Below are 22731 nucleotides of genomic sequence, written 5' to 3' on the forward strand. Positions count from 1 at the left end.
TGCCGTGCGCGCGCCTCCGCTTGGGCCCGACCCAGACGGCGCAAGGCCGGTGGCAAGGTGGGGGCGGAATGTTTCTTGGAGGAAAACCACATGTCATCTGTTGCCACGGGGGGGCGCGCCTCTCCCGGCCTTCTTGATCGGGAACGCACGATCGCAAAACCGGGCTTCAACCGCTGGCTGGTGCCGCCGGCGGCGCTGGCCATCCACCTGTGCATCGGCATGGCCTACGGCTTCTCGGTCTTCTGGCTGCCGCTGAGCGGGGCCTTGCAGAACACGCCCGCGTCCTGCGCGGACATGTCGCTGGCGACCGCGCTGGTGACCACCGACTGCAACTGGCGTATCGCCGACCTTGGCTGGATCTACACCCTGTTCTTCGTCCTTCTGGGCTGTTCGGCCGCCATCTGGGGCGGCTGGCTGGAAAAGGTCGGGCCACGCAAGGCGGGCTTCGTCGCGGCGATCTGCTGGTGCTCGGGGATCGCCATCGCCGCCATCGGCGTCAAGACGCACCAGCTGTGGCTGATGTGGCTGGGCGCGGGCGTGATCGGCGGGATCGGTCTGGGCCTTGGCTACATCTCGCCCGTGTCCACGCTGATCAAGTGGTTCCCCGACCGTCGCGGCATGGCAACGGGCATGGCGATCATGGGCTTTGGCGGCGGCGCCATGGTGGGCTCGCCCCTCGCCTCCCGCCTGATGGCGCATTTCGCGACGCCGGTCGATCCGGGCGTGTGGCAGACCTTCCTGTGCATGGCCGCGATCTATGCCGTGTTCATGATGTCGGGCGCCTTCGGCTATCGCGTCCCCCCCGCCGGCTGGCGCCCCGAGGGCTGGACGCCCCCCGCCGCCACCGGCAACGCCATGATCACCCAAGGCCACGTCCATCTGAAGAACGCCCACAAGACGCCGCAGTTCTGGCTCCTGTGGCTCGTGCTCTGCATGAACGTCTCGGCCGGGATCGGCATCCTGGGCGCCGCCTCGCCGCTGCTGCAGGAGATCTTCGCGGGCAACCTGATCGGCCTGCCGGGCGTGCCCTTCGCCGAGCTGAACGCCGAACAGAAGATGCAGATCGCCGCCATTGCCGCGGGCTTCACCAGCCTTCTGTCGCTGTTCAACATCGCCGGGCGCTTCTTCTGGGCCTCGGCCTCGGACCGGTTCGGACGCAAGAACACCTACTTCATCTTCTTCGTTCTGGGCATCGCGCTCTACGCCTCGGCGCCGACCTTTGCCAACTGGGGCAACCAGGTGCTGTTCGTGGGGGCGTTCTGCGTCATCCTGTCGATGTATGGCGGCGGCTTCTCCACCATCCCGGCCTATCTGGCGGACATCTTCGGCACGCAGTTCGTGGGCGCCATCCACGGCCGCATCCTGACGGCCTGGGCGACGGCGGGCATCCTGGGCCCGGTGGTCGTGAACTACATCCGGCAGTACCAGATCTCGCAGGGCTTTGCCGGGGCGGACGCCTACACGATGACCATCTACGTGCTGTGCGGTCTTCTGGTCGTGGGCCTGATCGCCAACGCGCTGGTGCGCCCGGTCAACCCGAAATGGCTGATGTCGCAGGAAGAGGTGGCCGCCCTTCAGGCCCAGTCCGCCGGGGCCGCGGCCAAGGTCGAATACGGCTCCTACGGCATCGACAAGGGCCGCTTCGACCTTCCGGCCCTGCTGGCCTGGACCGCCATCGGCATCCCGGTCGTCTATGGCTGCTGGTTCACGCTGGTCAAGACGGCGGCCCTGTTTGCCAACTGAGCGTGTTTCATGACACAACGGATGCGGCCCCCTCGGGGCCGCATCCTGCATTCAGGGCCCCCGATGATCGACAAGCTTGAGATGTTCATCCTCCTTGCGTCCGAACGTCACTTCGGCCGCGCCTCGGAAAAGATGGGGATCACCCAGCCGTCCTTTTCCGCCGCGATCAGGCACTTGGAGGACAAGCTGGGCGTCCAGCTGGTCCGCCGCGGGTCCCGGTTCGAAGGGCTGACCCCCGAGGGCGACCGCCTTCTGGTCTGGGCGCAGCGGATCGTGGGCGACGCCCGCGCCATGCGGGCCGAATTCCAGACCCTGCGCCGGGGCGTGTCCGGTCAGCTTCGGATCGGGGTGATCCCCACCGCCGTGTCCCATCTGACCCGCCTGACCATCCCCATGCTGGAGGAGCATCCGAACCTTGACCTGACGGTGGACGTAGGGGCCACGACCGACATCCTTCAGCAGATCGACATGCTGACGCTGGACGCGGGCGTGATCTACACCATCCCCCTGGCCGAAAAGTTCACCCAGATCCCGCTGTACCGCGAACGGCTGGCGCTGCTGGTCCATCAGGACAACCCACTGGCCCAGGCGCCTTTCATCGACTGGCCGGATCTGTGCGACGTGCCGCTCTGCCTTCTGTCGGCCAACATGCGCAACCGGGAGATCGTGATGTCCCACCTGCTGCGCGCCGGCCGCACGCGCGCGCCGCGGGTGGAGTCGAACTCCATGCTCACCATCATCTCGCATGTGGAACGGGCGCACTGGGCCTCGGTCATTCCGGACGGGCTGCTGGATCTGGTGCGGCACATCCCGAACCTCGTGACCCGCCCGCTTCCCGGCGCGGGGGATGAGGTGGCGCTGACCTTCCTCGCCCGCGAACCGCGCCCGCCGAAGCTAGAGGCGCTCCTGTCCTCGGTCCGCCGCCACGCGCCGGTTCGGGAGGTGTAGACGGGCCCCTGCCACCGCGCGAACCAACGCCTCCCAAGGGGCAAAGGATTCAGGCTGGTTCAGGATCAGGACCGGTCGCGCATCCGGTGCGCCCCCGTTCGTGGCTGCCTCCCCGCGCGAAGTTGAGGCACTCGGGCCCTCACGCAAAGGGGAACCGGCAACCCCCAACATCACCGGCAACGCGTCAGGGCCGTCCGCATGTCGCCATGGCCATCGCGGGTGGCAAAGGCCTCAGGCTCCGGACCCGCAACACGGCGCTACTCCCTCCCGATGTTCTTGCTATAACGGCAGGACCACGCGCCCGAACATGGAGCCTGCCTTGTCCAGCAACATCCTCATCGTCGGCGGCGGCCTTGCCGGTCTGACCGCCGCCGTCCGGCTGAACCGCGCGGGCCTGTCCGTCCGCCTGCTGGAGGCGCGCGACCGTCTGGGCGGGCGCATCCATTCCGTGGACGCAAGCGGCGCACCGTCCGCCGACGGGTTCGATCTCGGCCCCTCGTGGTTCTGGCCGGAAACGCAGCCGTCCTTGGCTGCGCTGATCGCCGAACTGGGGCTGCAGGCGTTTCCGCAAAATTCCGAAGGCGACGTCCTCTTCCACCGCATGTCGCGCGAGGCGCCGCGCCGGTTCCGCAACTCCGAAGCGGCCGCGCCCTCGCTGCGGCTGGCGGGTGGAACCCTGGCGCTGATCCGGGCGCTGGCGGCGCAACTGCCCGAAGGCACGGTCCGCCTGAACGCCCCGGTGCGCCAGATCGCGCTGACGGATACCGGCGTGGCCGTGACTGTGGACGCCGAAGTGCTGGAAGCCGACCGCGTCCTCCTCGCCCTGCCACCGCGACTGGCCGAGGCGACGCTGCGCTTCATCCCCACGCTTGACGCCGCGTCGGCGCTGCGCTGGAAGCGGACGCCGACATGGATGGCCCCGCATGCCAAGGTCTTCGCCCTTTACGATCACCCTTTCTGGCGCGAGGCGGGGCTGAGTGGCACCGCCCAAAGCATGGCCGGACCGTTGATGGAAATCCACGACGCCACCACCGCCTCGGGCAAGGCCGCGCTGTTCGGCTTTGTCGGCATGCCGGCGGAACAGCGCGCGCGCGTGGGCAAGGACGCCATCCTGTCGGGCGCGCTGGCCCAGTTCCAGCGCCTGTTCGGCGAGGAGGCGGGGCGCCCGGTCGCCACGCTCTACAAGGATTGGGCGGCGGATCCCCTGACGGCGACGCCGGACGATCAGGTGGGCGGGATGTTGACCCCCGATCCGCAGGGCTGGGTGGGTGGCCCGTGGCAGCACCGCCTTCTGATGGCGGGGAGCGAGACGAGCCCGGTCGAGCCCGGTTATCTGGCCGGCGCGGTCGAAGCGGCGCAGCGCGCCGTGGCCGAGGTTCTTGACGCCCCGCCGCCCGCGCCGAAAGCCCGCCGCGAGACCTATCGCGCGATGCAGGTGACAGAGGGCCGGCTTGAGCTGGTCGAGCGTCCAACACCCGCCCCCGGCGTGGGAGAGGTTCTGCTGGACGTGGAGGCCTGCGGCATCTGCGGCGCTGACCGTTCCGACATCGCGCGGGCCGAGAATGGCCGCGTGCCGGGGCACGAGGTGGTGGGCCGCATCGCCGCCTTGGGCGAAGGGGTCACGCACTGGCGCATCGGCCAGCGGGTCGGCGTGGGACGCATGGGCGGGCCCTGCCTTATCTGCGACCAGTGCCGCCGGGGCGCGTTCAACCTTTGCCGCGACCAGCCGACGACGGGTGTTTCGCGCGACGGCGGCTATGCCGAAAAGATGCTGGCGCGGGCCAGCGGCCTTGTCTCCATCCCCGACGACCTGTCTTCGGAAGAGGCGGCGCCGATCCTTTGCGCCGGCATCGCCACCTTCAACGCCCTGCGCAAGTCGGGGGCGGAGCCGGGCGATCTGGTCGCCGTCTTCGGCATCGGCGGTCTGGGCCACATGGCGGTGCAATACGCCCGCCGCATGGGCTTCCGCGTCGCCGCCATCGGGCGCGGCGACATCCGCGAGGATGCGCTGCGCCTTGGCGCGCATATCTATATCGACGGCAACGCGGCGGAAACGCTGGCCGGGATGGGCGGCGCGGCGGCGATCCTCACCACGGTGGGTGATGCCGCGGCGATCCAGTCCCTCCTTCCCGGCCTTGCGCCGCAAGGGCGGTTGGTCCTGCTGGGCATCGCCAAGGATCCGCTGGCGGTTTCAGTCGGGCACCTCGTGGGCGGCGAACGCGCCATCCTCGGGTCGATCACCGGCACACCGCATGACACCGAACGCGCGCTGGACTTCAGCGTCCTGACCCACGCCCATCCGCAGATCGAGGTGATGCCCTTGGACCGTGCGACCGAGGCGTTCGAGCGCATGGCCTCGGGCGCCGTCCGCTTCCGCATGGTGCTGAGGATGGGCGCATGATGCGCCACATCGATCACCTCGTCGTCGCGGTCCACGATCTGGACGCCGCAGGTGCGGAATACGAAGCACTGGGATTGCAGGTCGGGGCCGTGAACCGCCACCCCTGGGGCACGGAAAACCGCATCATCCAGTTCCGCCGATCGTTCATCGAGCTGATCACTGTCGGCGCGGGGGCGGACATCCCGCCCCACGCCCCCGGCCGCTTCAGCTTCGGTGCCTTTGTCCGCGACTACCTCGAACACCGCGAGGGGCTGGCGATGCTCGTCCTCGGCTCCACCGACGCCAAGGCCGACGCCGCGCAATTCGCCGCCGACAACATCGGCGCGTTCGACACGTTCCACTTCGCCCGCAGCGGCCGCAACGCCGACGGCGCGGAAACCCGCGTCGCCTTCACGCTGGCCTTTGCCGAAGACCCCCTTGCCTCCGACGCGGGCTTCTTCACCTGCCAGCAGCACTTCCCCGAGGCGTTCTGGAACCCCCGCCAGCAGGTCCACCCGAACGGCGCGACCGACATCACCCGCGTCACCTTCGCCGCCCCCGACCCCGACGCCCACCGCCCGTTCCTGCAGGCCTTCACCGGCACGGACAGGCTGGTGGCGCTGGAACCCGGCCCCCGCGCTTGCCTGACCGGCTTCACCATCACCGCGCCCGCAGCGCGCACCGTTTCCCTTCGCGGCACCGACATCACCTTCGAGGCGACCCCTTGACCCACAACCTGAAGCGCAACCTCGTCCTTCTCGTCACCGCCCAGTCCCTGGGGGCGGCCAGCGGGCCGATCGTCATCTCGCTCGGCGGGATGGTGGGGCAGATGCTGTCGCCGAACCCGGCGCTGGTGACGCTGCCGGTCAGCGTCTACAACCTCGGCCTTGCCCTAGGCACGCTGCCGGCGGCGGCGATCATGCGGCGCTTCGGGCGCAGAAACGGCTATCTGCTCGGGGGCTGCCTTGGCATCGCCTCGGGGCTGGTGGCGGCCGGAGGGATCTGGCTGGGGGCCTTCGCGATCTTCTGCCTGGGCACCTTCATCGCCGGCACCTACGCGTCCTATGTCCAGACCTACCGCTTCGCGGCGGCCGACGGGCGGGACCCGGAAGACCGGGCCCGCGCGATTTCGTGGGTGATGGTGGGCGGGCTGATCGCGGCCGTCATCGGCCCGCAACTGGTGATCTGGACGCGGGAATCGGTTCCCGGCGCGGTGTATATGGGCAGCTTCCTCAGCCAGGCCGCGCTGGCGCTGATCGCTCTGCCGGTGCTGGCGCGGCTGCACGCGCCGCGCCCAGTGGCCGCGCGGGTGCTGGAAGGCGGGCGCAGCGTGGGGCAGCTTCTCGCCTCGCCTCGCTACGTCCTTGCGGTGGCGGCGGGGGTCGTGTCCTACGGGCTGATGGCCTTCGTGATGACGGCGGCCCCGCTGGCGATGGTGGGCTGCGGGCATTCCATCACGGCCGCCGCGCACGGCATCCAGTGGCACGTGCTGGCGATGTTCGCGCCCAGCCTTTTCACCGGCCGCCTGATCGCGCGCTGGGGGAAAGAGCGGATCACGGCGCTCGGCCTCGTCCTGATCGCGGCCTCGGGCGCGGTGGCGCTGACCGGGCTGGATCTGAGCCATTTCTACATCTCGCTGGTCTTCCTCGGGATCGGCTGGAACTTCGGCTTCATCGGCGCCACGGCCATGGTCGCCGCCAGCCACACCGAGGCCGAAAAGGGCCGCGCGCAGGGCCTGAACGACTTCATCGTCTTCGGCACGGTGGCGGTGGGCTCGTTCTTCTCGGGCGCGCTTCTTCAGGCCTCGGGGTGGAGCCTCGTGAACCTGATGATCTTCCCCGGCGTGGCGCTGGTCCTCGCCCCGCTGATCTGGACCCTGGCCCGCCCGCGGTCCGAAGCCGCGACCTGAAGGGTCAGGGGGCGATCGTCAACGAGGCGACGACCCCCGCCCCCGGCCCAGACCGGAACTCCAGCGTGCCGTTCATGCGCTGCATCGCGGTCTGCACGATGGCAAGGCCCAGCCCGCTGCCCCCGGCGGCCGCGCCACGGCCGCGGAAGAACCGTTCGGTCAGGCGGGGGCGGTCCTGTTCGCGAATCCCGGCCCCGGCATCGGCCACCTCGATCCGCGTGCCGCTGCCCCGGATGGAGACGGCCGCACCGGGGGGCGAGGCCTGGATCGCATTCTCCAGCAGGTTGCGCAGCGCGGCGCCCAGCAGCAGCCGGTCATGGGCGGCGCCGTCCCGCTCCACCAGCACCGTCACGCCGACCCCGCGCTCGCGCGCCAGCACCTCCGTCGCCTGAACGCAGTCGGCGACGATGTCCTCCAGCGGGGCGCGGTTCTGCCCGGCCTCGCGCGCGTCGACGGCGGCCATTTCCAGCAGCTGCCGCACAAGGCGGTCGGTGCGGGCCACGCTCGCCTCGATCTGGCGCAGGGCGCGGCGGCGCTGGTCGTCATCTCCCCGCAGCGCGATTTGCGCCTGCGTCTTCAGGCCGGCCAGAGGGGTCTTCAGCTCGTGCGCGGCAAAGGCGGTGAAGCTGCGCTCGCGGTCCCGCGTCTCCTCCACCCGGCGGAACAGGTCGTTCATCGCGGACTGGATAGGCGACAGTTCGGCCGGAAGGCGGCGGTCCAGCGGGCGCAGATCCTCGGCGTCGCGGGCAGCCAGATCGCCCGCCATGCGGCGCAGGGGGCGCAGGCCACGGCCCAGCCCGATCCAGATCAGCCCCGCCAGAACCGGCAGCACCGCAAGCGCGGGCAGGATCAGCCCGCGCGTCACGTCGCCGATCAGCCGCTTGCGCATGGTCATGCTGTCCCCGACCATGACCCGCACACCACGTTCCGCGTTCACCATAGAATAGACGCGCCATTCCACCCCGTCCACCGTGTTCATGCTGAACCCTTCCGTCGCCGCCAGCCGGTCCTTCGGCGCGGCCGAGGATCCGGCCACGGGTGTGCCGTCCAGCCGCCAGATCTGGCATGACAGCTGGCGCGAATAGGCGTGATCCACCGCCATCGGCAGCGACGCCGCCCCTTCCATCGACACGCGCTCGTCGGTCACGAGGGTGGAGACCATGCGCGCGGCCTCGGCCAGCCGCGCGTCCAGCACGCGGTCCATCTTGGCCGCGGTGGACTGGTGGATCCAGACGAAGCCCGACACCCAGACGGCGCCGGTAGCGGCCAGCAGGATCAGGAACATGCGCAGCCGGATCGGGATCATGACGCCTCCGCCAGACGGTAGCCCGCACCGCGCACCGTTTCGATGAAGGACGGGCCCAGCTTGGCGCGCAGCTTGTGGATGTGGACTTCCACCGTATTGCTTTCCACATCCTCCTGCCAGCCATAGAGCTTCTCCTCCAGCGTGGACTTGCCGAGGATGGCGCCGGGGCGTTCCATCAGCGCGTGCAGGATCGTGAACTCGCGCCGCGAAAAGCGCAGGTCGCGCCCGTCCAGCGTCCCGCTCATCCGCGAGGGATCAAGGTGCAGGCCGTTCCAGTGCAGGTGCGCCGTCGCCCGCCCCTCGGCCCGGCGCAGGATGGCGCGCAAGCGGGCGGCCAGTTCTTCCAGATCGAAAGGCTTGCCAAGGTAGTCGTCCGCCCCCCGGTCTAGCCCATGGATGCGGTCCGTCACCTGATCGCGAGCGGTCAGCACCAGCACCGGCAGCCGCATCCCTTCGCCCCGCCATTCCGCCAGCAGATCAAGGCCCGATCCGTCGGGCAGCATCACGTCCAGCACCACCCCGTTGAAGCCCCCCGCCGCCAGCGCCGCCCGGGCGTCGGCGCAGGAGTCCACCACTTCGGCCGAATAGCCGGACAGGCCAAGGCCGACGGCCAGCCCGTCCTGAAGGATCGTGTCGTCCTCGACGATTAGAAGCCGCATCTTCGTCCTTGTCGTGCAGGCGGTGGTCGGACCCGGAATAGCATGAACACCCGCGTCCCGCATCGGGTCACCCTACAGCAGGCGAACCTGCGTGCCGATGGGCGCCAGACCGAACAGTTCCTGGATATGTTCGTTGTATAGCCCGACGCAGCCCGAGGAGGACGGCCGCCCGATCTTGCGCGTGTCGTGCGTGCCGTGGATGATGTAGGCGGGCCAAGACAGGTACATCGCATGGGTGCCCAAGGGGTTGTTCGGCCCCGGCCCCACATGGTCGGGCAGCGACGGATCGCGGCGGCGCATGTCGGGCGTGGGCGTCCAGCCGGGGCCGACCTTCTTGCGCACGATCTCGGTGTATCCCCGGCGCGTCAGGTCTTCCGACATCGGGATGGAGCTGGGATAAAGCCGATAGGTCTGCCCGTCTGCCCCCCAGTAGTGCAGCGCGCGGGAGGTGAGGTCCGCGAGGATCGCCCCCTTGCCCAGCCCGTCGAAATGATCGCGCCAGTCCTGCATCTGGAAGCTGGACACGTTGCTGCGCGTTTCGGCTCGCAGGGGCGTGGCGATCAGGGCGGGTGCGGCCAGGGCGGCGGCCATCAGGCTGCGGCGGGACAGGGTCATGGATCATCTCCGGTAGTGGTTCGTCCCACGAATCCCCCTTGAACCTTAAGTGAAACTGAAGGTCCGCGGCGCCCCCTCCCGGCGGTTGCCGGGGCGGCCGCATGGCCTAAGATCAGGGTCACCGCACAGAAGGAGTGGTCCCATGGAACGCACGAACTCCCGGAGGTCGTTGATCGCCACCCTGCCCCTCGGGATCGGGCTGATGGCGGCGGTGGACGAGGTCGTGTTCCACCAGATCCTGCGCTGGCACCACTTTTTCGACTGGTCCACCCCCGCCTTCGGCATCGTGTCGGACGGAATCCTGCACACGATGGAACTGATGCTCTTCATCCTGGGCGCCTTTCTGGTGGCCGAAGTGCGGCGCGTTCTGGTTCCGCGGGCCGCCTGGGCCGGCCTGTTCCTGGGGATGGGCGGGTTTCAGGTCTTTGACGGGGTGATCGACCACAAGGTGCTGCGCCTGCATCAGATCCGGCAGGTGGAGAACCTCTGGCTGTACGACACCGTCTGGATCGCCGCCGGCGTGGCGTTGCTGCTGGTGGGCTTTGGGCTGGCGCGGCGGGCATGACGGTCCTGCTGTTCACCCTGCTGCCGCTGGCAGTGCTGGCCGCCTACCTCCTTGCCGCGCGGCGCGACGGCGGATGGAGCGCGGGGCGCAGCGCGAGCTTTGCCGCCGGCATCCTGCTGATCGTGGTGGCGATGCTGCCTTCGGTGCAGCACTGGGCGCATCACGACCTGCGCGGCCACATGATCCAGCACCTGATGCTGGGGATGTTCGCCCCCCTTGCCCTGATGCTGGGCGCGCCGGGCACGCTGCTGCTGCGCAGCGTGTCGGTGGGCGCCGCGCGCCGTCTGGTGGCGCTTCTGGCCCTTCCGCCCGTCCGCGTGCTGATCCACCCGATCACGGCCGCCCTTCTGGACATCGGGGCGATGTATGTTCTCTACCTCACCCCGCTTTACGGCGTGATGGCGCATGATCCGGTGCTGCATGTGCTGCTGCACGTCCATTTCGTGCTGGCGGGATACCTGTTTTCCTGGTCCATCGCGGGGCCGGACCCGGCGCCCTACCGCCCCGGCCTGCGGATGCGCCTTACGGTCCTGTTCGCGGCCACCGCCGCCCATGCGGTGTTAGGCAAGGTGATGTACGGCTTCGCCTATCCCCGGAACACCGGCGTGCCGATCGAGGGACTGCGCAGCGCCGCCCAGTGGATGTATTACGGCGGCGACCTGGCCGAGGCGTGCCTGGCCGTCGCCTTCTTCGCGATCTGGTTCCGCCAGCGCCACCGCAACGCCGCAGGGCTGGTCCCCGCCTGACTGGGCGGGGGTGACATCCGGCTCATAAAAGGCTAGAGGACCGTCCCCTTTCCCGGATCCGCCATGACGCCCAGAACCTTCTATGACCTGAACGATGAACAAGGCGTCTTCCGCCTGTCCATCTCCATGACCATTGTCGTGGCGGTCATGGGCATCGTCATGGGGATCCTGTCCGGCTCCGCTTCGATCATGTTCGACGGCGTGTATTCCATGCTCGACACGGTGATGAGCCTTCTGGCCCTCTTCGTCGTCAAGCTGATCCAGGCCGACACGCAGTCGGGCTATCTGTCCGAACGCCTGCGCAAGCGGTTTTCCATGGGGTTCTGGCATCTGGAACCGATGGTGCTGGGCCTGAACGGCACCCTGCTGATGGCGGTGGCGCTGTACGCGCTGGTGAACGCCTTGGGTAGCCTGTTCGAGGGCGGGACGGAACTGCACATGGGCGCGGCGGTCGCCTATTCGATGGCGACCCTGATCATCTGCGCGGCCATGGTGCGGATCGCCAGCCGCGCGAACCGGACTATCGGTTCGGCCCTGATCGCGCTGGACATCAAGGGCTGGCTGATCGCGGGCTGTATTTCCGGCGCGCTTGTGCTGTCGTTCGGGGCGGCGCTTCTGCTGCGGGGCACGCCGGCTGGCTGGCTTGTGCCCTATGTGGACCCGGCCGCGCTTGTGGTGGTGTGCCTTGCGATCATCCCCATGCCGGTCCGCACGATCCGCACGGCGCTGGCCGATGTCCTGCTGGTGACGCCGGCCGATCTGCACGCCCATGTCCTGAAAGTCACGTCCGAGTTCGTGGAGCGGCACGGCTTCACCGATTTCCGGGCCTACGTGGCCCGGACCGGCCGCTCACGCGAGATCACGATCTTCATCGTCGCCCCCGAGGATCGCGCCACGCGTCCCCTGCTGGAGTGGGACCTGCTGCGCGACGAACTGGGCGACGCCATCGGCGACAAGGGCCCCGACCGCTGGCTGACCATCACCTTCACCAGCGATCTGCGCTGGGCGGAATAAGCCCCTTTATCCGCCCCAGACGAACAGGATCAGCGGCACGCCCACCAGCACGACCAGCAGCGACAAGGGCGCGCCCAACCGGGCATAATCGCCGAACCGGTATCCGCCAGGTCCCATGACCAGCGTGTTGCACTGGTGGCCGATGGGGGTCAGGAAATCGCAGCCCGCGCCCACGGCCACGGCCATCAGGAACGCGTCGGGGGCAAAGCCCAGCTCGTTCGCGAAGGTGGCCGCGATGGGCGCCATGACCAGCACGGTCGCGGCGTTGTTCAGGAACGGCGTCACCGCCATCGCGGCCAGCATGATCATGGTCAGCGCCCCCCAGGCCGGCAGGCCTGCCGCGGCGCTGGAAAGCCACGCCCCGATCAGGTCGGTGCCGCCCGTGGTCTGCAACGCCTCGCTGACCGGGATCAGGGCGCCCAGCATGACAAGGATCGGCCATTCCACGCTTTCATAGGCGTCGCGCGGGCTGATGGCGCCGCTGGCCATCATCAGCGTCGCCGCGCTGAAAAAGGCGACGGCCACCGGGACGATCCCCGCCGCCGTCAGCCCCATCGCGGCCACGAGGATGACCAGCGGCAGCACCTCCTTCCGGACGCTGCCAAGGCGGATGCTGCGTTCGGCCAGCGGCAGGACGCCCAGCGCCTCCATCCGCTCGGGCATGATGGCGGCGGGGCCCTGAAGCAGCAGCACGTCGCCGCCCGTCAGCACCGTCGCCCCCAGCCGTTCCGTCATGCGGTGCCCCGCGCGCGAGATGGCGATCACGTTGATGCCGTAATGGGCGTGCAGGCCCAGACGTTCCGGGCTGGTGCCCACAAGGATCGACCGCGGGGTCACCACCGTTTCCACGATGCCCAGCGGCTCCTTCTTGCCGGTGCCGTCCTGACGGGTCAGATGCAGGCCGCCGGCGCTGACCGCACGTTCCAGCGCGTCCGGCTCTCCGCGCAGAAGAAGGGTGTCGCCCGCCATGATCTGCGTTTCGGGAAGGGTGACGCGGCGGCGCGCCTCGTCGCGCACGATGCCGGTCACGACAAGGCCCCCCTCCACCAGCCCCAGAAACTTCGCCACCGTCATGCCGGCGGCCTTGGAGGTTTCGCCCACCTGCGCTTCGGTGTTGTAGTCGCTGATGCCCACAGCCTCGTCCAGCGTGGGGGCGGCGCGGCGGTCGCGCGGGATCAGGCGGTAGCCGAACTGCAGGAACAGAAGGCCGGTGATCGACAGCCCGATGCCCACGGGGGCATAGTCGAACATGCCGAACGGCTCGCCCGTGATCTCCTCCCGCACGCGCGAGACGATGATGTTGGGCGAGGTGCCGACCAGAGTGATGAGGCCACCAAGCAGCGACGCAAAGGACATCGGCATCAGGAAGACCGAGGGCGAGACCCCCGACTTCTTCGCCATCTTGAACGAGGCGGGGATCAGCATGGCCAGCGCCCCGATGTTCTTGACCAGCGCCGACAGCAGCGTGACGGAGCTGACGAGGATCGTCAGCTGCCAGCGCACATGCGTCACCCGCCGCACGACCCAGCGGATCACCGTTTCGATGACACCCGACCGCGCGATGGTGGCGCTGACCACAAGGGCGCTGCCCACGATGATGACGATGTCGTCGCTGAACCCGGTGAAGGCGTCTTCCGGTTTGACGGTGCCCGCGACGAGCGAGGCGAGCAGCGCCAGCATGGCCACCAGGTCGTATCGCAGCCGCCCCCAGATGAAGAGGACCATCATCGCCCCCAGGATGAGGAAGGACAGAACCTGGGGTTGGGTCATCAATGTTCTCCGAAGGATCCTCGGGAAACGCTGGTGATCGGCCGAGGTTCCAGCCAACGGACGCGGATGCACCGTTCCACCGGAGTTCGGGCACCTGCCTCAACGATCGGAGGTCGGGCGGGCGCGAACGCCCGCCCAAAAGGGCTTACATCGCGGGCAGTGCCGCGATGTCCGTCAGGTCCCCGTCCACGCCCTCCAGCGGGCCCACGACGGTGGCGGCACCCGTTTCCAGGTCCACGGTGTGGATGACGCCGCCCGCCACCAGCCAGGCGGTGTTGGTGCCGTCCTCGGTCGTGTGGATGTCGAAGGCGGGGGTGGTGTCGCCTAGTTCGACGCCCAGCTTGCCCACTGCGGCCAGCGTGCCGTCATTGGGCGAGGTCTGGCGGATCAGCGCGCCGATGGTGGTGTCGATGTCGTACATCGCCGTCGCCTCGGGCTTGCCGAAGGCGTTGGTATAGGCGGCGGCCGCGATCATCGGCGCCTCGCCCGCGTGCATGCCGGCGGCGTCATAGGCCAGCGATCCGTCCACCGTCACCTCGCCCGTGTCGGCGTTGACGCGGTGGTTGGTGGTGCCGGTCATCAGGCGCAGACGGTCGGCCATCGGGTTGAAGTCCACGATCACCGGCGTGTCGGCCATCGGCAGGGGCGTGTTCATGGTCGACAGCGTCGTAGCCGCCCCCGTCATCGGGTCCAGCGTGACGATCGTGTTGTCGGCGGTGACGCCCACCAGCGTCTTGTTGCCGGGGCGATAGTCGATGCCGACCAGCGCGCCCGCGCCCGTGACCTCCATCGTGGTGATGTTCGACGGGGCCTCGCTGTCGAAGCGGATCAGCGTCGTGCCGTCCACCAGCCCGATCACGGGATAGGCGGCGGCGATGCCGGCCGAGGCGGCAAGGGCCAGGGTGGCGGAAACGGCCGTGCGGAATGCGGTCATGGGATCGTCCCTTCATCTCGTGTCGTGGACGGCGTCGTGCCGCCCATGCCCTTCAGGACACGCGACGCGCGCGTCCGGATGCACGGGGATGAAAAAAAATCGCCGGCCCGTTTGCGGCCCCCGATCTGGACTTGCCCCCGGCCCCGTGCCAACCTGCGCCGAACCATGGAGGGAGGGCTGCCGGTGACGTCCGCCGAACTGACGGATGCACTGCGCGGCTGCGCCGGGGGCGACCGGAACGCGCTGCGCCGGATCCTGAACGCCGAGGGCGGGCGCATGCTGGGCATCGCCCAGCGGATGCTGCACCGCCGCGACCTGGCCGAGGAGGCCGTGCAGGACGCCATGGTCCGCATCTGGCAGAAGGCGCACCAGTTCCACGCCGGTGACGGGTCCGCCCATGGCTGGATCTTCGCCATCCTGCGCAACCGCTGCCGCAACATCCTGCGCGACAGCGCGCGCCTGTCCACCTTCGCGCCCGAGGATCTGACGGCGATGCAGGACGCGCGCCTCGGGGCCGCGACCCACGCCGCCGCGGGGCTGGAGGAGGGCCTCGCCCTGCACGCCTGCCTGTCGCGACTGGACCCGGCCGCCGCACGCGCCATCGTTCTGGCCCATGTGGGCGGCTTCAACCATGACGAGATTTCGGACGCCCTTTCGGTCCCCCTCGGCACGTGCAAGAGCTGGATCCGCCGCGGCCTCGACACGCTGAGGAGATGCCTGTCATGAGCGAGACTGATTTGCGCGCCGAGGAATTCGTGCTGGGCCTTCTGGACCCCGCGACCGAGGCCGAGCTGACGGACGCGCTGGAGCATGACCGCGTCTGGGCCGCAGCAGTGGGCCGGGCGCGGGACCGGCTGCGGCCGCTGGACGACACGGCGCCCGACCTGCCCGGCGCGGCGCGGCTGTGGGACGGCGTGGCGGCCCGCCTCGGGCCCGCGCCCGCACGCCGCCGCTGGCTGCCCTTGGGCGCGGCCACGGCGGCGGGTCTGGCCGTCGGCCTGTTCATCGGCGGCACGTGGTTCACCCCCGACCCGATCGTGCTGGCCGTTCTGGTGGACGAGGCCGGCACCCCCACGGCGGTGGTGGAGGATTTCGGCCATGCCGACGCCCGCATCCGTTTCGTCCGCGACATCCAGGTGCCGCAAGGCCGGCAGATGCAGGTCTGGACGCTGCCTTCGGCCGAAACGGGGCCGGTGTCGCTGGGCCTGCTGCGCGGCGCGGCGGGCACGGAACTCGACGCCCCGCGCCTGCCCGATCCCGGCAACGGCCAGCTGTACGAGATCACGCTGGAACCTGCGGGCGGTTCGCCCACCGGGCGGCCCACGGGGGCGATCCTGGCAAAGGGTCTGGCCGCCCGTCAGGACGGCGTCTGACCTATTTCTCGCTCCGCTTGCGCATGCGGGTGGGATAGGTCACCACGCCCCAGATGTAGGTGCCGATGATCGCCACCACCACGAGCGTGGAGACGGGGTTCAGCCACGCCTCCACCCGATCGTAATGCGCTTCCAGAAGGAAGCCGATCAGCGTCAGGAAGGCCGACCACAGGAACGTCCCCACGGCCGAAAAGGCGACGAACTTCCAGAACGGCATGAACGCGAGCCCCGCGGGGATGGAGATGAGCGTCCGCACCGTCGGCAGCAGCCGCCCGAACAGCACCGCCATGGCCCCGTGCCGGTCGAACCAGCCGCAGGCGTGGTCAAGGTCGGTCGCGTCCATCATCGCGAAACGCCCCAACCGGTCCGCCATCCGCTTCAGCCGCGACAGGCCGTAGGTCCGGCCCACCCAGTACCAGATCGTCAGCCCCAGAACCGATCCGACCGTGCCGGCAAGAATGGTCGCCCACACATTCGCCAGCCCCTGCGCCGCGTTGAAGCCCGCCAAGGGCAGGATCACCTCTGACGGGATGGGGGGAAACAGGTTTTCCAGAAACATCAGAAAGGCGACGCCCCAAAGCCCCGTCGCGTCCAGAAAACCCGTAATAAAGTCGAACATGCTGGTCGCGCCCGTCTGTTGTGCCATCGGGAACACCGCGACGGCCGCATCATGTGATCGGCCATCGGGCCGTTCCGCATAGAAAGCGCACGGCCGGGACTTTGCAACTGTCCCGTTTCGTACAATCGTCACATCCGGGGTGGAAGGCGGGCCTAGCCGCCCACGCACGTCCATCCCGGCAACAGGGGCCAGCCCTGCGGCGGGGCCGCGTCCGTCACCAGCCAGTCCAGTGCCGACAGCGGCGCGATCACGTCGCGGCTGCGATGGCCCAGCTTTTCGGCCTGGGCCAAGGCCATCCGGCGTTCGGCGGCCGCGAACATGGCGCGGGCCAGTTCCGCCTCGGGCAGCTTGAAGTTCGACAGGCCGACCTGCGGGTCCACCCCGACGGGGGAGATCACGGCCACATCGGCGCGAAAGCGGCGCAGTTGCGACAACGTCATCTCTCCGAACAAGCCCTGCGCCGGGGCGTCGGGCACCCCGCCCAGCAGGAACACGTCATGCGTGGGCGCCAGATCCCGCGCGATCTGCAGAGAATTAGTGATGATCCGCAGGTCCGGCCGCTCCACGAGGGCGCGGCCCAGCGCGGCGGTGGTGGAGCCTGCGTCGATCATCACGCTGGCCCCGCCCGGCAGAAGCGCCGCCGCAGCGCGGCCAATCGCCAGCTTTTCGGCGGTGCGGTGGTGCATCCGCTCCTCGAACGCGGGCTCCGCCCCGGTGGCGACCACGGCGCCCCCGCGCACGCGGCGGATGCGGCCGGTGGCGGCCAGCGCTTCAAGGTCCGCGCGCAGGGTTTCGCGCGACACGCCCGTGTCGCGGACCAGTTCGGCGATGGACACCCGCCCCCGGCTGTCCAGCCGCTGGGCTATCAGCCGTTCCCGTTCCGCCCGCCACATCCGGTCGCCTCCGCGTTGCGTGGAAAACGTCGCAGCTTCGCCAAAGTTTGCCAAGCCTTTCCTCTGACTGTCGCCAAATCTTCACGGAAGCGAATCCGGGCGTTCATCTTCGCCATGCTAATGCCGCCCTACGGAATGCAGCGCCCCACCGGTTCCGGCCAAGGCGGTGCATTTGCAAAGGATTGCCAAGTCGGACCGCCCGATGGTCCGTGGATCGAAAAGGACCGACCCGAATGCCTCGCACGCTTCTTCTTGCCACGGCCCTTGCGGGCCTTTCCGCCCTTCCGCTGTCCGCGCAGGGCATCCCCGACGCGGCCGACCCGCAGATCGCGGCCCTGATCGAACAGGCCAAGGCCGAAGGAAGCGTCGCCTCCGTCGGGATGCCCGACAGCTGGGCCAACTGGAAGGACAGCTGGGACCAGATCACCCGCACCTACGGGATCGAGCATTTTGACACGGACATGAGCTCGGCCCAGGAACTCGCGAAGTTCGAGAACGAGGGCGCGAACGGCACCGCCGACATCGGCGACGTGGGCGTGGAATTCGGCCCCATCGCGGTGGAACGCGGCCTGCTGCAACCCTACAAGCCCACGACCTGGGACCAGATCCCCGAGTGGGCCAAGGACAAGGACGGCATGTGGGCCATGCCCTATACCGGCACGATGGCCTTTATCATCCGCTCCGACATCGCCGACGCCCCCACCTCCTGGGCGGACCTGATGGAGGGGGACTACACCTTCTCCATGTCGGCCGTGGGGTCGGGCGCGCAATCGAACGCCGCGATCCTGGCGGCCGCCATTTCGCGCGGCGGGTCGGAAACCGACCTGATGCCGGGGATCGAGCTGTTCGCCGAACTGGCCGCCGACGGCCGCCTGCGCGCGAACGAGGCCAACCCCGCCGCGCTGGAGCGGGGCGAGATCGACGTGGCGGCCCTGTGGGACTTCAACGCGCTGAACTACGCGGCCACGGTCGGCGGCGGAAAGTACACCGTCGTCATCCCGTCGGACGGTTCCGTCACCTCGGGCTATGCCAGCGTGATCAACAAGAACGCGCCGCACCCGGCGGCGGCGAAGCTGTCGCGGGAATACATCTTCTCGGACCAGGGGCAGATCAACCTGGCCAACGGCTACGCCCGTCCGATCCGCATCGACCACATCACCCTGCCCGCCGAAACCAAGGCCCGCGTCCTTCCGGCCGAGCAGTACACGAACGCCAAGCCCATCGACACCGAGGCCTGGCAGAAGGCGGCACCGGCGCTGGGACGCCTGTGGCAGGAAAACGTCCTGTCCGAGATGTGAGCCCCTTTCGCACCACCTGTCCGGGCGCGCCCTGCCGCGCCCGGCTTTCTGCATGAACGGACCCCCGCCATGGCTGCGCCCCATACCCCCCGCGTGATCCTGATCGTCCTGGACGGCCTGCGCCACACCACCGCCCGCGAAACGCTGGGCTGGCTGGAAGGCCAGGTCCGCGCGGGCCTCGCCGCCTGCCACCGGATCGAGGCGGAGCTTCCCGCCATCTCCCGCCCCTTGTACGAGACGATCCTGACAGGGCGGACTCCGGCGCAGCACGGCATCGTGTCGAACCACATCCGCCGCCGGTCCGAAGGCGACAGCGTGTTTTCGCGCGTCCGCGCGGCGGGCGGGCGCACGGCGGCGGCGGCCTATCACTGGATCAGCGAACTCTACGCCGCCTCCCCCTTCGATCCGGCGACGGACCGGCTGCGGCTGGACGGAAAGGGTGCCATCACGGACGGGCTGTTCTACTGGGACGACGCCTATCCCGACGATCACCTGTTCGCCGACGCGCAGGCGCTGATCGCGCGCGGCCAGCCCCGCTTCGTGTTCCTGCATCCGATGAACGTGGACGATGCCGGGCACAAATGGGGCGGCAGCTCGCGCCAGTATCGTGACGCGGCGCGGGCGCAGGGCGATCTTCTGGCGCGCTACCTGCCCGGCTGGCGGGCGCTGGGCTATGACATCATCGTCACCGCCGATCACGGGATGAGCGACGACCACAGCCATTCCGGCCCCCTTCCGGACGAGGTGGAGGTGCCGTTCTACACCCTTGGCTTCACCCTTGACGCCGCCCCCCTGCAGACCGAGATCGCGGGCCTGTGCTGCCGTCTGGCCGATGTGGATCCCGGCGCCCTGCCCCCCTATGCCGGACGGATCGACCGGCCATGATCCTGCGCCGCCTGTACGCCCTGCCCCTTGTGCTGTTTCTGCTGGCCGTGGTCGGGGTGCCCCTGATCTCCACCATCGCGGGATCGTTCGGCGGGGCGGGTCCGTTCGACCGCTACGCCCAGATCTTCGGGTCGCGCTTCTACACCCGCGCCTTCACGACGACGCTGTGGCTGTCGGCGCTGACCACGGCGATCGGGCTGGGGCTGGCCGTGCTGCTGGCGCTGGCCTTGCGCGGGCGGGTGCCGGCCCTGTCGCGCACGGCGCTGGTGCTGGGCAACCTCGGCGCGAACTTCTCGGGCGTGCCTTCCGTCCTCAGCTTCATGATCCTTCTGGGGGCGAACGGCGTGCTGACGCGCCTTCTGTTTCCGGGGTTCGAGCTTTATTCCTTTTCCGGCCTGTTGCTGACCTATTCGTTCTTTCAGGTGGCCTTGGCCACGGTGCTCGTCGTGCCGGTGATCATGGCCCTGCCCCGCGACATGGAGGAGGCGGCCCGCCTCATGGGCATCTCCCCACTCCGCTTCTGGGGCCGCGTCGGGCTGCCCACGGTGGCGCCGCAACTGGCCGCGGTGGCGACGCTTCTTTTTGCCAACGCCATGGGCACCTACGCCACCGCCTTCACCCTGATGGGCACCAACGCCCGCATCGTGACGGTGCGGATCGGGGAACTGGTGGCGGGCGACGTCTTTTCGGACCCTGCGCTGGCCAACGCCCTGTCGGTCTGCCTTCTGGTGGTGATGCTGGTGCCCATCGTCCTTGGCCAGATGCTTTTGCGGAGGAGGTCCTGATGCCCCGCCTGTCCTCCGTCTTCCTGACGCTGGCGGCGGCGCTGTTCGCGCTGCCCTTTGTCACCATCGTCCTTGCGGCCTTCGGCACCGGCTGGTCCACCGGCCTTCTGCCCGAAGGGCTGGACACCGCCGCCGTAGCGGGCGTCCTGACCGATCCGCGCTTTCAGGCCGCCTTGGGCCGGTCGCTGGCCGTGTCGGGGGCCGCGCTTCTGCTGTCGGCCGTGTTGATGGTGCCCGCGATCCTGGCGGGCCACATCTACTGGCCCGCGCTGGACCGCTGGCTGGCGCGGTTGGTGGTGCTGCCCTACGCGGTGCCTGGGGTGGTGCTGGTCGTGGGCTACCTGCGCGTCTTCTCGCACCCCGCGCTTGCGTTGAACGGCACGCCGTGGATCCTGGTGCTGGCCTATGTGCCGCTGTGCTTTCCGATGTTCTACGTGTCCATCAAGGGGGCGCTGACGGGGCTGCCCATCGCCGACTGGCTGGACGCCGGGCGGCTGATGGGCCTGCGCGACGAACGCATCCTGGCCCGCGTGGTGCTGCCGATGATCGCGCCGCAGATCCTGCTGGGCGTGGTGCTGGGCCTTGGCATCCTTCTGGGCGAATTCGTCTATGCCAACATGCTGGTCGGCGGCCGGTTCGAAACGCTGCAGATCTACATGTACGCCAAGCGCACGGAAAGCGGCGCCGTCACGGCGGCCATCATCCTGTTCTATTTCCTGACCATCCTATCGCTCACCGCCGCCTCGGTCGCGCTGAGCCGCCAGAGGCCCGCACGATGACCTTTCTGACCGTGGACCGCGTTTGCGCCGAATACGGCGCCACGCGCGTGCTGAACGACGTGACCGCCCATGTGGCCGAGGGGGAGATGCACGTCCTCCTCGGCCCCTCGGGCTGCGGAAAGACGACACTGCTGCGCGCGATCTCGGGGCTTCAGGCCATCTCGGGCGGCAGCATCGCGCTGGCCGGGCGGCGGATCGACGCGCTTCCCCCCGCCGATCGCGGGCTGGCCATGGTGTTTCAGCATTACGCGCTGTTCCCGAACATGACCGTGCGCCAGAACCTGGCCTTCGCGCTGGGCCGCCGGGGGCTGGGCCGCGCCCGGATTGCCGACAACGTGGACCGCATGCTGGAGGTGGTGGACCTGACCCCGCGCGCCGACGCCCTGCCCGCGGCCCTGTCGGGCGGGCAGAAGCAGCGCGTGGCGCTGGCCCGCGCCCTTGTGCTGGAACCGCGCCTTCTGCTTCTGGACGAACCCCTGTCGGCGCTGGACGCCCAGATCCGCAAGCGGTTGCAGCTGGAACTGAAGCGTATGCAGCGCCAACTAGGCCTGACCGCGATCCTCGTGACCCACGATCAGGACGAGGCGATGCGGATGGGGGACCGGATCTCCATCCTCAACGCCGGGCGGATCGTGCAAAGCGACCGGGCCGAAACCGTGTTCCACCGCCCGGCCGACACCTTTGTCGCCCGCTTCCTGGGCGAGGCGAACATCCTGCCCGCCCATCTGATCGCCCCGGGCCGCGCCGGCCACGCCGTCATCCACCCCGCCGCGTTCGAGATCGTGACCGACCTTCCTTTGCTGGAGGCCGAGGTGGTGGACACCGAAATCATGGGCCAGCTCGTGCGCATCCATTGCCGCGCGGGCGGCGAGGCGCTGCGCGTGGACCGGCTGGCGGGCTACGGGGCGGAACGTCCGGCGCCGGGGGACAGGCTGCAACTGGGCGCGCGGCCCGACGCCGTGCACTTCATCGCGCCGACTTCTTCGCCGTCCGTGCCTGACAATACCTCCCCAGATCCTTGATCGCCCGACCGGACCGCAGGTTGCGGCACGACAGGATCCGGTCGTTGCGCAGGGTGACGGGCCCCCGCGCCTCGGCGCAGTGGCAAAGGATCCGCAGGGCCGCGCCCGTGCCTTCGTGCCGGACCTGCGCGATCCGGCGCGGACGCTCGGTTCCGTCCTCCTCGCGATAAAGGATCTCGAAATCATACGCCTCGGCCGGGTCGGGGGGGTCCTGTTTCGGGCGCTTCGGCCGTTTCGGCGTAGCGATGGCGGCGGGCGGTTCGGCAACGGGGGCCGGAACCTCGCCCACCCGGCGCCGCGTCAGGAAATGCAGTCCCAGCAGCACGAGGGAGCCGAGAAGGACGAGCTCGATCATCTGGCCTCCGTTCCCTGCCCGCATCCGTCCGGCCTTGATGGCGGAAAGCGGCGGGGCGGGTCAAGCCGCATCCCCGGCCCCGGCTCCGGCCTTGGCGGAAACGTTTGTCTTGCCGCCTTCCCGGTCCCTTCAT

General features: G+C 69.1%; 23 protein-coding genes. 15 read left to right on the plus strand and 8 right to left on the minus strand.

What is annotated here, in order from left to right; genetic code table 11:
* Positions 1 to 90 precede the first annotated feature (90 nt).
* The 5 genes from PIJ50_RS08540 to PIJ50_RS08560 all read left to right on the plus strand — a co-directional run bounded on the left by PIJ50_RS08540 (position 91) and on the right by PIJ50_RS08560 (position 6980).
* Positions 91 to 1743 (plus strand): OFA family MFS transporter, encoded by a 1653-nt coding sequence (locus PIJ50_RS08540; RefSeq protein WP_271974399.1) that lies wholly within the window; start codon positions 91 to 93, stop codon positions 1741 to 1743.
* Positions 1744 to 1806: 63 nt separating this feature from the next.
* Positions 1807 to 2691, plus strand: coding sequence for a LysR family transcriptional regulator (locus PIJ50_RS08545; protein WP_271974401.1), 885 nt, complete (start codon positions 1807 to 1809; stop codon positions 2689 to 2691).
* Positions 2692 to 3010: 319 nt separating this feature from the next.
* Entirely contained in the window at positions 3011 to 5092 is a 2082-nt protein-coding gene (locus PIJ50_RS08550; protein ID WP_271974403.1) for an FAD-dependent oxidoreductase, read from the plus strand.
* Positions 5089 to 5799 carry a VOC family protein gene (locus PIJ50_RS08555; RefSeq protein WP_271974405.1) on the plus strand — a complete coding sequence of 237 codons (711 nt, stop codon included), beginning with the start codon at positions 5089 to 5091 and terminating at the stop codon, positions 5797 to 5799. Before PIJ50_RS08550 ends, PIJ50_RS08555 begins: the two co-directional genes overlap by 4 nt.
* Complete coding sequence (locus tag PIJ50_RS08560) at positions 5796 to 6980, plus strand: MFS transporter (RefSeq protein ID WP_271974407.1); 1185 nt, start codon at positions 5796 to 5798, stop codon at positions 6978 to 6980. The genes PIJ50_RS08555 and PIJ50_RS08560 overlap by 4 nt, the downstream gene beginning before the upstream one ends.
* A gap of 4 nt (positions 6981 to 6984) precedes the next feature.
* Here the strand turns inward: PIJ50_RS08560 and PIJ50_RS08565 are convergent, their stop codons facing one another.
* From PIJ50_RS08565 to PIJ50_RS08575, 3 genes are all read right to left on the minus strand, one after another.
* Complete coding sequence (locus PIJ50_RS08565) at positions 6985 to 8286, minus strand: ATP-binding protein (RefSeq protein WP_271974409.1); 1302 nt, start codon at positions 8284 to 8286, stop codon at positions 6985 to 6987.
* Positions 8283 to 8945: a response regulator gene (locus PIJ50_RS08570; protein WP_271974411.1), complete on the minus strand. Its 663-nt coding sequence runs from the start codon at positions 8943 to 8945 to the stop codon at positions 8283 to 8285. The genes PIJ50_RS08565 and PIJ50_RS08570 overlap by 4 nt, the downstream gene beginning before the upstream one ends.
* Before the next feature lie 72 nt (positions 8946 to 9017).
* Positions 9018 to 9560, minus strand: coding sequence for a L,D-transpeptidase (locus PIJ50_RS08575; protein ID WP_271974413.1), 543 nt, complete (start codon positions 9558 to 9560; stop codon positions 9018 to 9020).
* 142 nt (positions 9561 to 9702) lie between these two features.
* Here PIJ50_RS08575 and PIJ50_RS08580 point away from each other — a divergent pair, with 142 nt between their 5' ends.
* The 3 genes from PIJ50_RS08580 to PIJ50_RS08590 all read left to right on the plus strand — a co-directional run bounded on the left by PIJ50_RS08580 (position 9703) and on the right by PIJ50_RS08590 (position 11885).
* Positions 9703 to 10125, plus strand: coding sequence for a DUF2243 domain-containing protein (locus tag PIJ50_RS08580; protein ID WP_271974415.1), 423 nt, complete (start codon positions 9703 to 9705; stop codon positions 10123 to 10125).
* A complete protein-coding gene (locus PIJ50_RS08585; RefSeq protein ID WP_271974416.1) occupies positions 10122 to 10871 on the plus strand; it encodes a cytochrome c oxidase assembly protein in 750 nt (249 codons plus the stop codon). The genes PIJ50_RS08580 and PIJ50_RS08585 overlap by 4 nt, the downstream gene beginning before the upstream one ends.
* Positions 10872 to 10934: 63 nt before the next feature.
* Positions 10935 to 11885, plus strand: coding sequence for a cation diffusion facilitator family transporter (locus PIJ50_RS08590; RefSeq protein ID WP_271974418.1), 951 nt, complete (start codon positions 10935 to 10937; stop codon positions 11883 to 11885).
* A 6-nt stretch (positions 11886 to 11891) separates the two neighbouring features.
* Here PIJ50_RS08590 and PIJ50_RS08595 read toward each other — a convergent pair whose 3' ends face one another.
* A complete protein-coding gene (locus PIJ50_RS08595) occupies positions 11892 to 13655 on the minus strand; it encodes an SLC13 family permease (protein WP_271974420.1) in 1764 nt (587 codons plus the stop codon).
* A gap of 145 nt (positions 13656 to 13800) precedes the next feature.
* Positions 13801 to 14589, minus strand: coding sequence for a DUF4394 domain-containing protein (locus PIJ50_RS08600; protein WP_271974422.1), 789 nt, complete (start codon positions 14587 to 14589; stop codon positions 13801 to 13803).
* 183 nt (positions 14590 to 14772) lie between these two features.
* On the opposite strand from PIJ50_RS08600, the gene PIJ50_RS08605 reads away from it, so the two are divergent.
* Together PIJ50_RS08605 and PIJ50_RS08610 are read left to right on the plus strand one after the other, a co-directional pair.
* A complete protein-coding gene (locus tag PIJ50_RS08605) occupies positions 14773 to 15315 on the plus strand; it encodes a sigma-70 family RNA polymerase sigma factor (RefSeq protein WP_271974424.1) in 543 nt (180 codons plus the stop codon).
* Positions 15312 to 15962, plus strand: a complete 651-nt coding sequence (locus PIJ50_RS08610; protein WP_271974426.1) for an anti-sigma factor — start codon at positions 15312 to 15314, stop codon at positions 15960 to 15962. Before PIJ50_RS08605 ends, PIJ50_RS08610 begins: the two co-directional genes overlap by 4 nt.
* Position 15963: 1 nt before the next feature.
* Here PIJ50_RS08610 and PIJ50_RS08615 read toward each other — a convergent pair whose 3' ends face one another.
* Together PIJ50_RS08615 and PIJ50_RS08620 are read right to left on the minus strand one after the other, a co-directional pair.
* Positions 15964 to 16608, minus strand: a complete 645-nt coding sequence (locus PIJ50_RS08615; protein ID WP_334212721.1) for a DedA family protein — start codon at positions 16606 to 16608, stop codon at positions 15964 to 15966.
* 125 nt (positions 16609 to 16733) lie between these two features.
* Positions 16734 to 17528 carry a DeoR/GlpR family DNA-binding transcription regulator gene (locus PIJ50_RS08620; RefSeq protein WP_271974428.1) on the minus strand — a complete coding sequence of 265 codons (795 nt, stop codon included), beginning with the start codon at positions 17526 to 17528 and terminating at the stop codon, positions 16734 to 16736.
* Between the two features lie 179 nt (positions 17529 to 17707).
* Here PIJ50_RS08620 and PIJ50_RS08625 point away from each other — a divergent pair, with 179 nt between their 5' ends.
* The 5 genes from PIJ50_RS08625 (at position 17708) to PIJ50_RS08645 (ending at position 22243) form a co-directional block, all read left to right on the plus strand.
* Positions 17708 to 18772 (plus strand): ABC transporter substrate-binding protein, encoded by a 1065-nt coding sequence (locus PIJ50_RS08625; RefSeq protein ID WP_271974430.1) that lies wholly within the window; start codon positions 17708 to 17710, stop codon positions 18770 to 18772.
* Between the two features lie 69 nt (positions 18773 to 18841).
* Positions 18842 to 19657, plus strand: coding sequence for an alkaline phosphatase family protein (locus PIJ50_RS08630; protein WP_271974432.1), 816 nt, complete (start codon positions 18842 to 18844; stop codon positions 19655 to 19657).
* Positions 19654 to 20442, plus strand: coding sequence for an ABC transporter permease (locus tag PIJ50_RS08635; RefSeq protein ID WP_271974434.1), 789 nt, complete (start codon positions 19654 to 19656; stop codon positions 20440 to 20442). The genes PIJ50_RS08630 and PIJ50_RS08635 overlap by 4 nt, the downstream gene beginning before the upstream one ends.
* Positions 20442 to 21221: an ABC transporter permease gene (locus PIJ50_RS08640; RefSeq protein ID WP_271974436.1), complete on the plus strand. Its 780-nt coding sequence runs from the start codon at positions 20442 to 20444 to the stop codon at positions 21219 to 21221. The genes PIJ50_RS08635 and PIJ50_RS08640 overlap by 1 nt, the downstream gene beginning before the upstream one ends.
* Positions 21218 to 22243 carry an ABC transporter ATP-binding protein gene (locus PIJ50_RS08645; RefSeq protein ID WP_271974438.1) on the plus strand — a complete coding sequence of 342 codons (1026 nt, stop codon included), beginning with the start codon at positions 21218 to 21220 and terminating at the stop codon, positions 22241 to 22243. Before PIJ50_RS08640 ends, PIJ50_RS08645 begins: the two co-directional genes overlap by 4 nt.
* Here the strand turns inward: PIJ50_RS08645 and PIJ50_RS08650 are convergent.
* On the minus strand, positions 22188 to 22598 hold the full coding sequence (locus PIJ50_RS08650; protein ID WP_271974439.1) for a hypothetical protein: 411 nt from the start codon (positions 22596 to 22598) through the stop codon (positions 22188 to 22190). The two genes, PIJ50_RS08645 and PIJ50_RS08650, sit on opposite strands and share 56 nt — an antisense overlap.
* Positions 22599 to 22731 lie beyond the last annotated feature (133 nt).

The organism is Falsirhodobacter sp. 20TX0035, from assembly GCF_028307215.1.
Taxonomy (GTDB): domain Bacteria; phylum Pseudomonadota; class Alphaproteobacteria; order Rhodobacterales; family Rhodobacteraceae; genus Falsirhodobacter.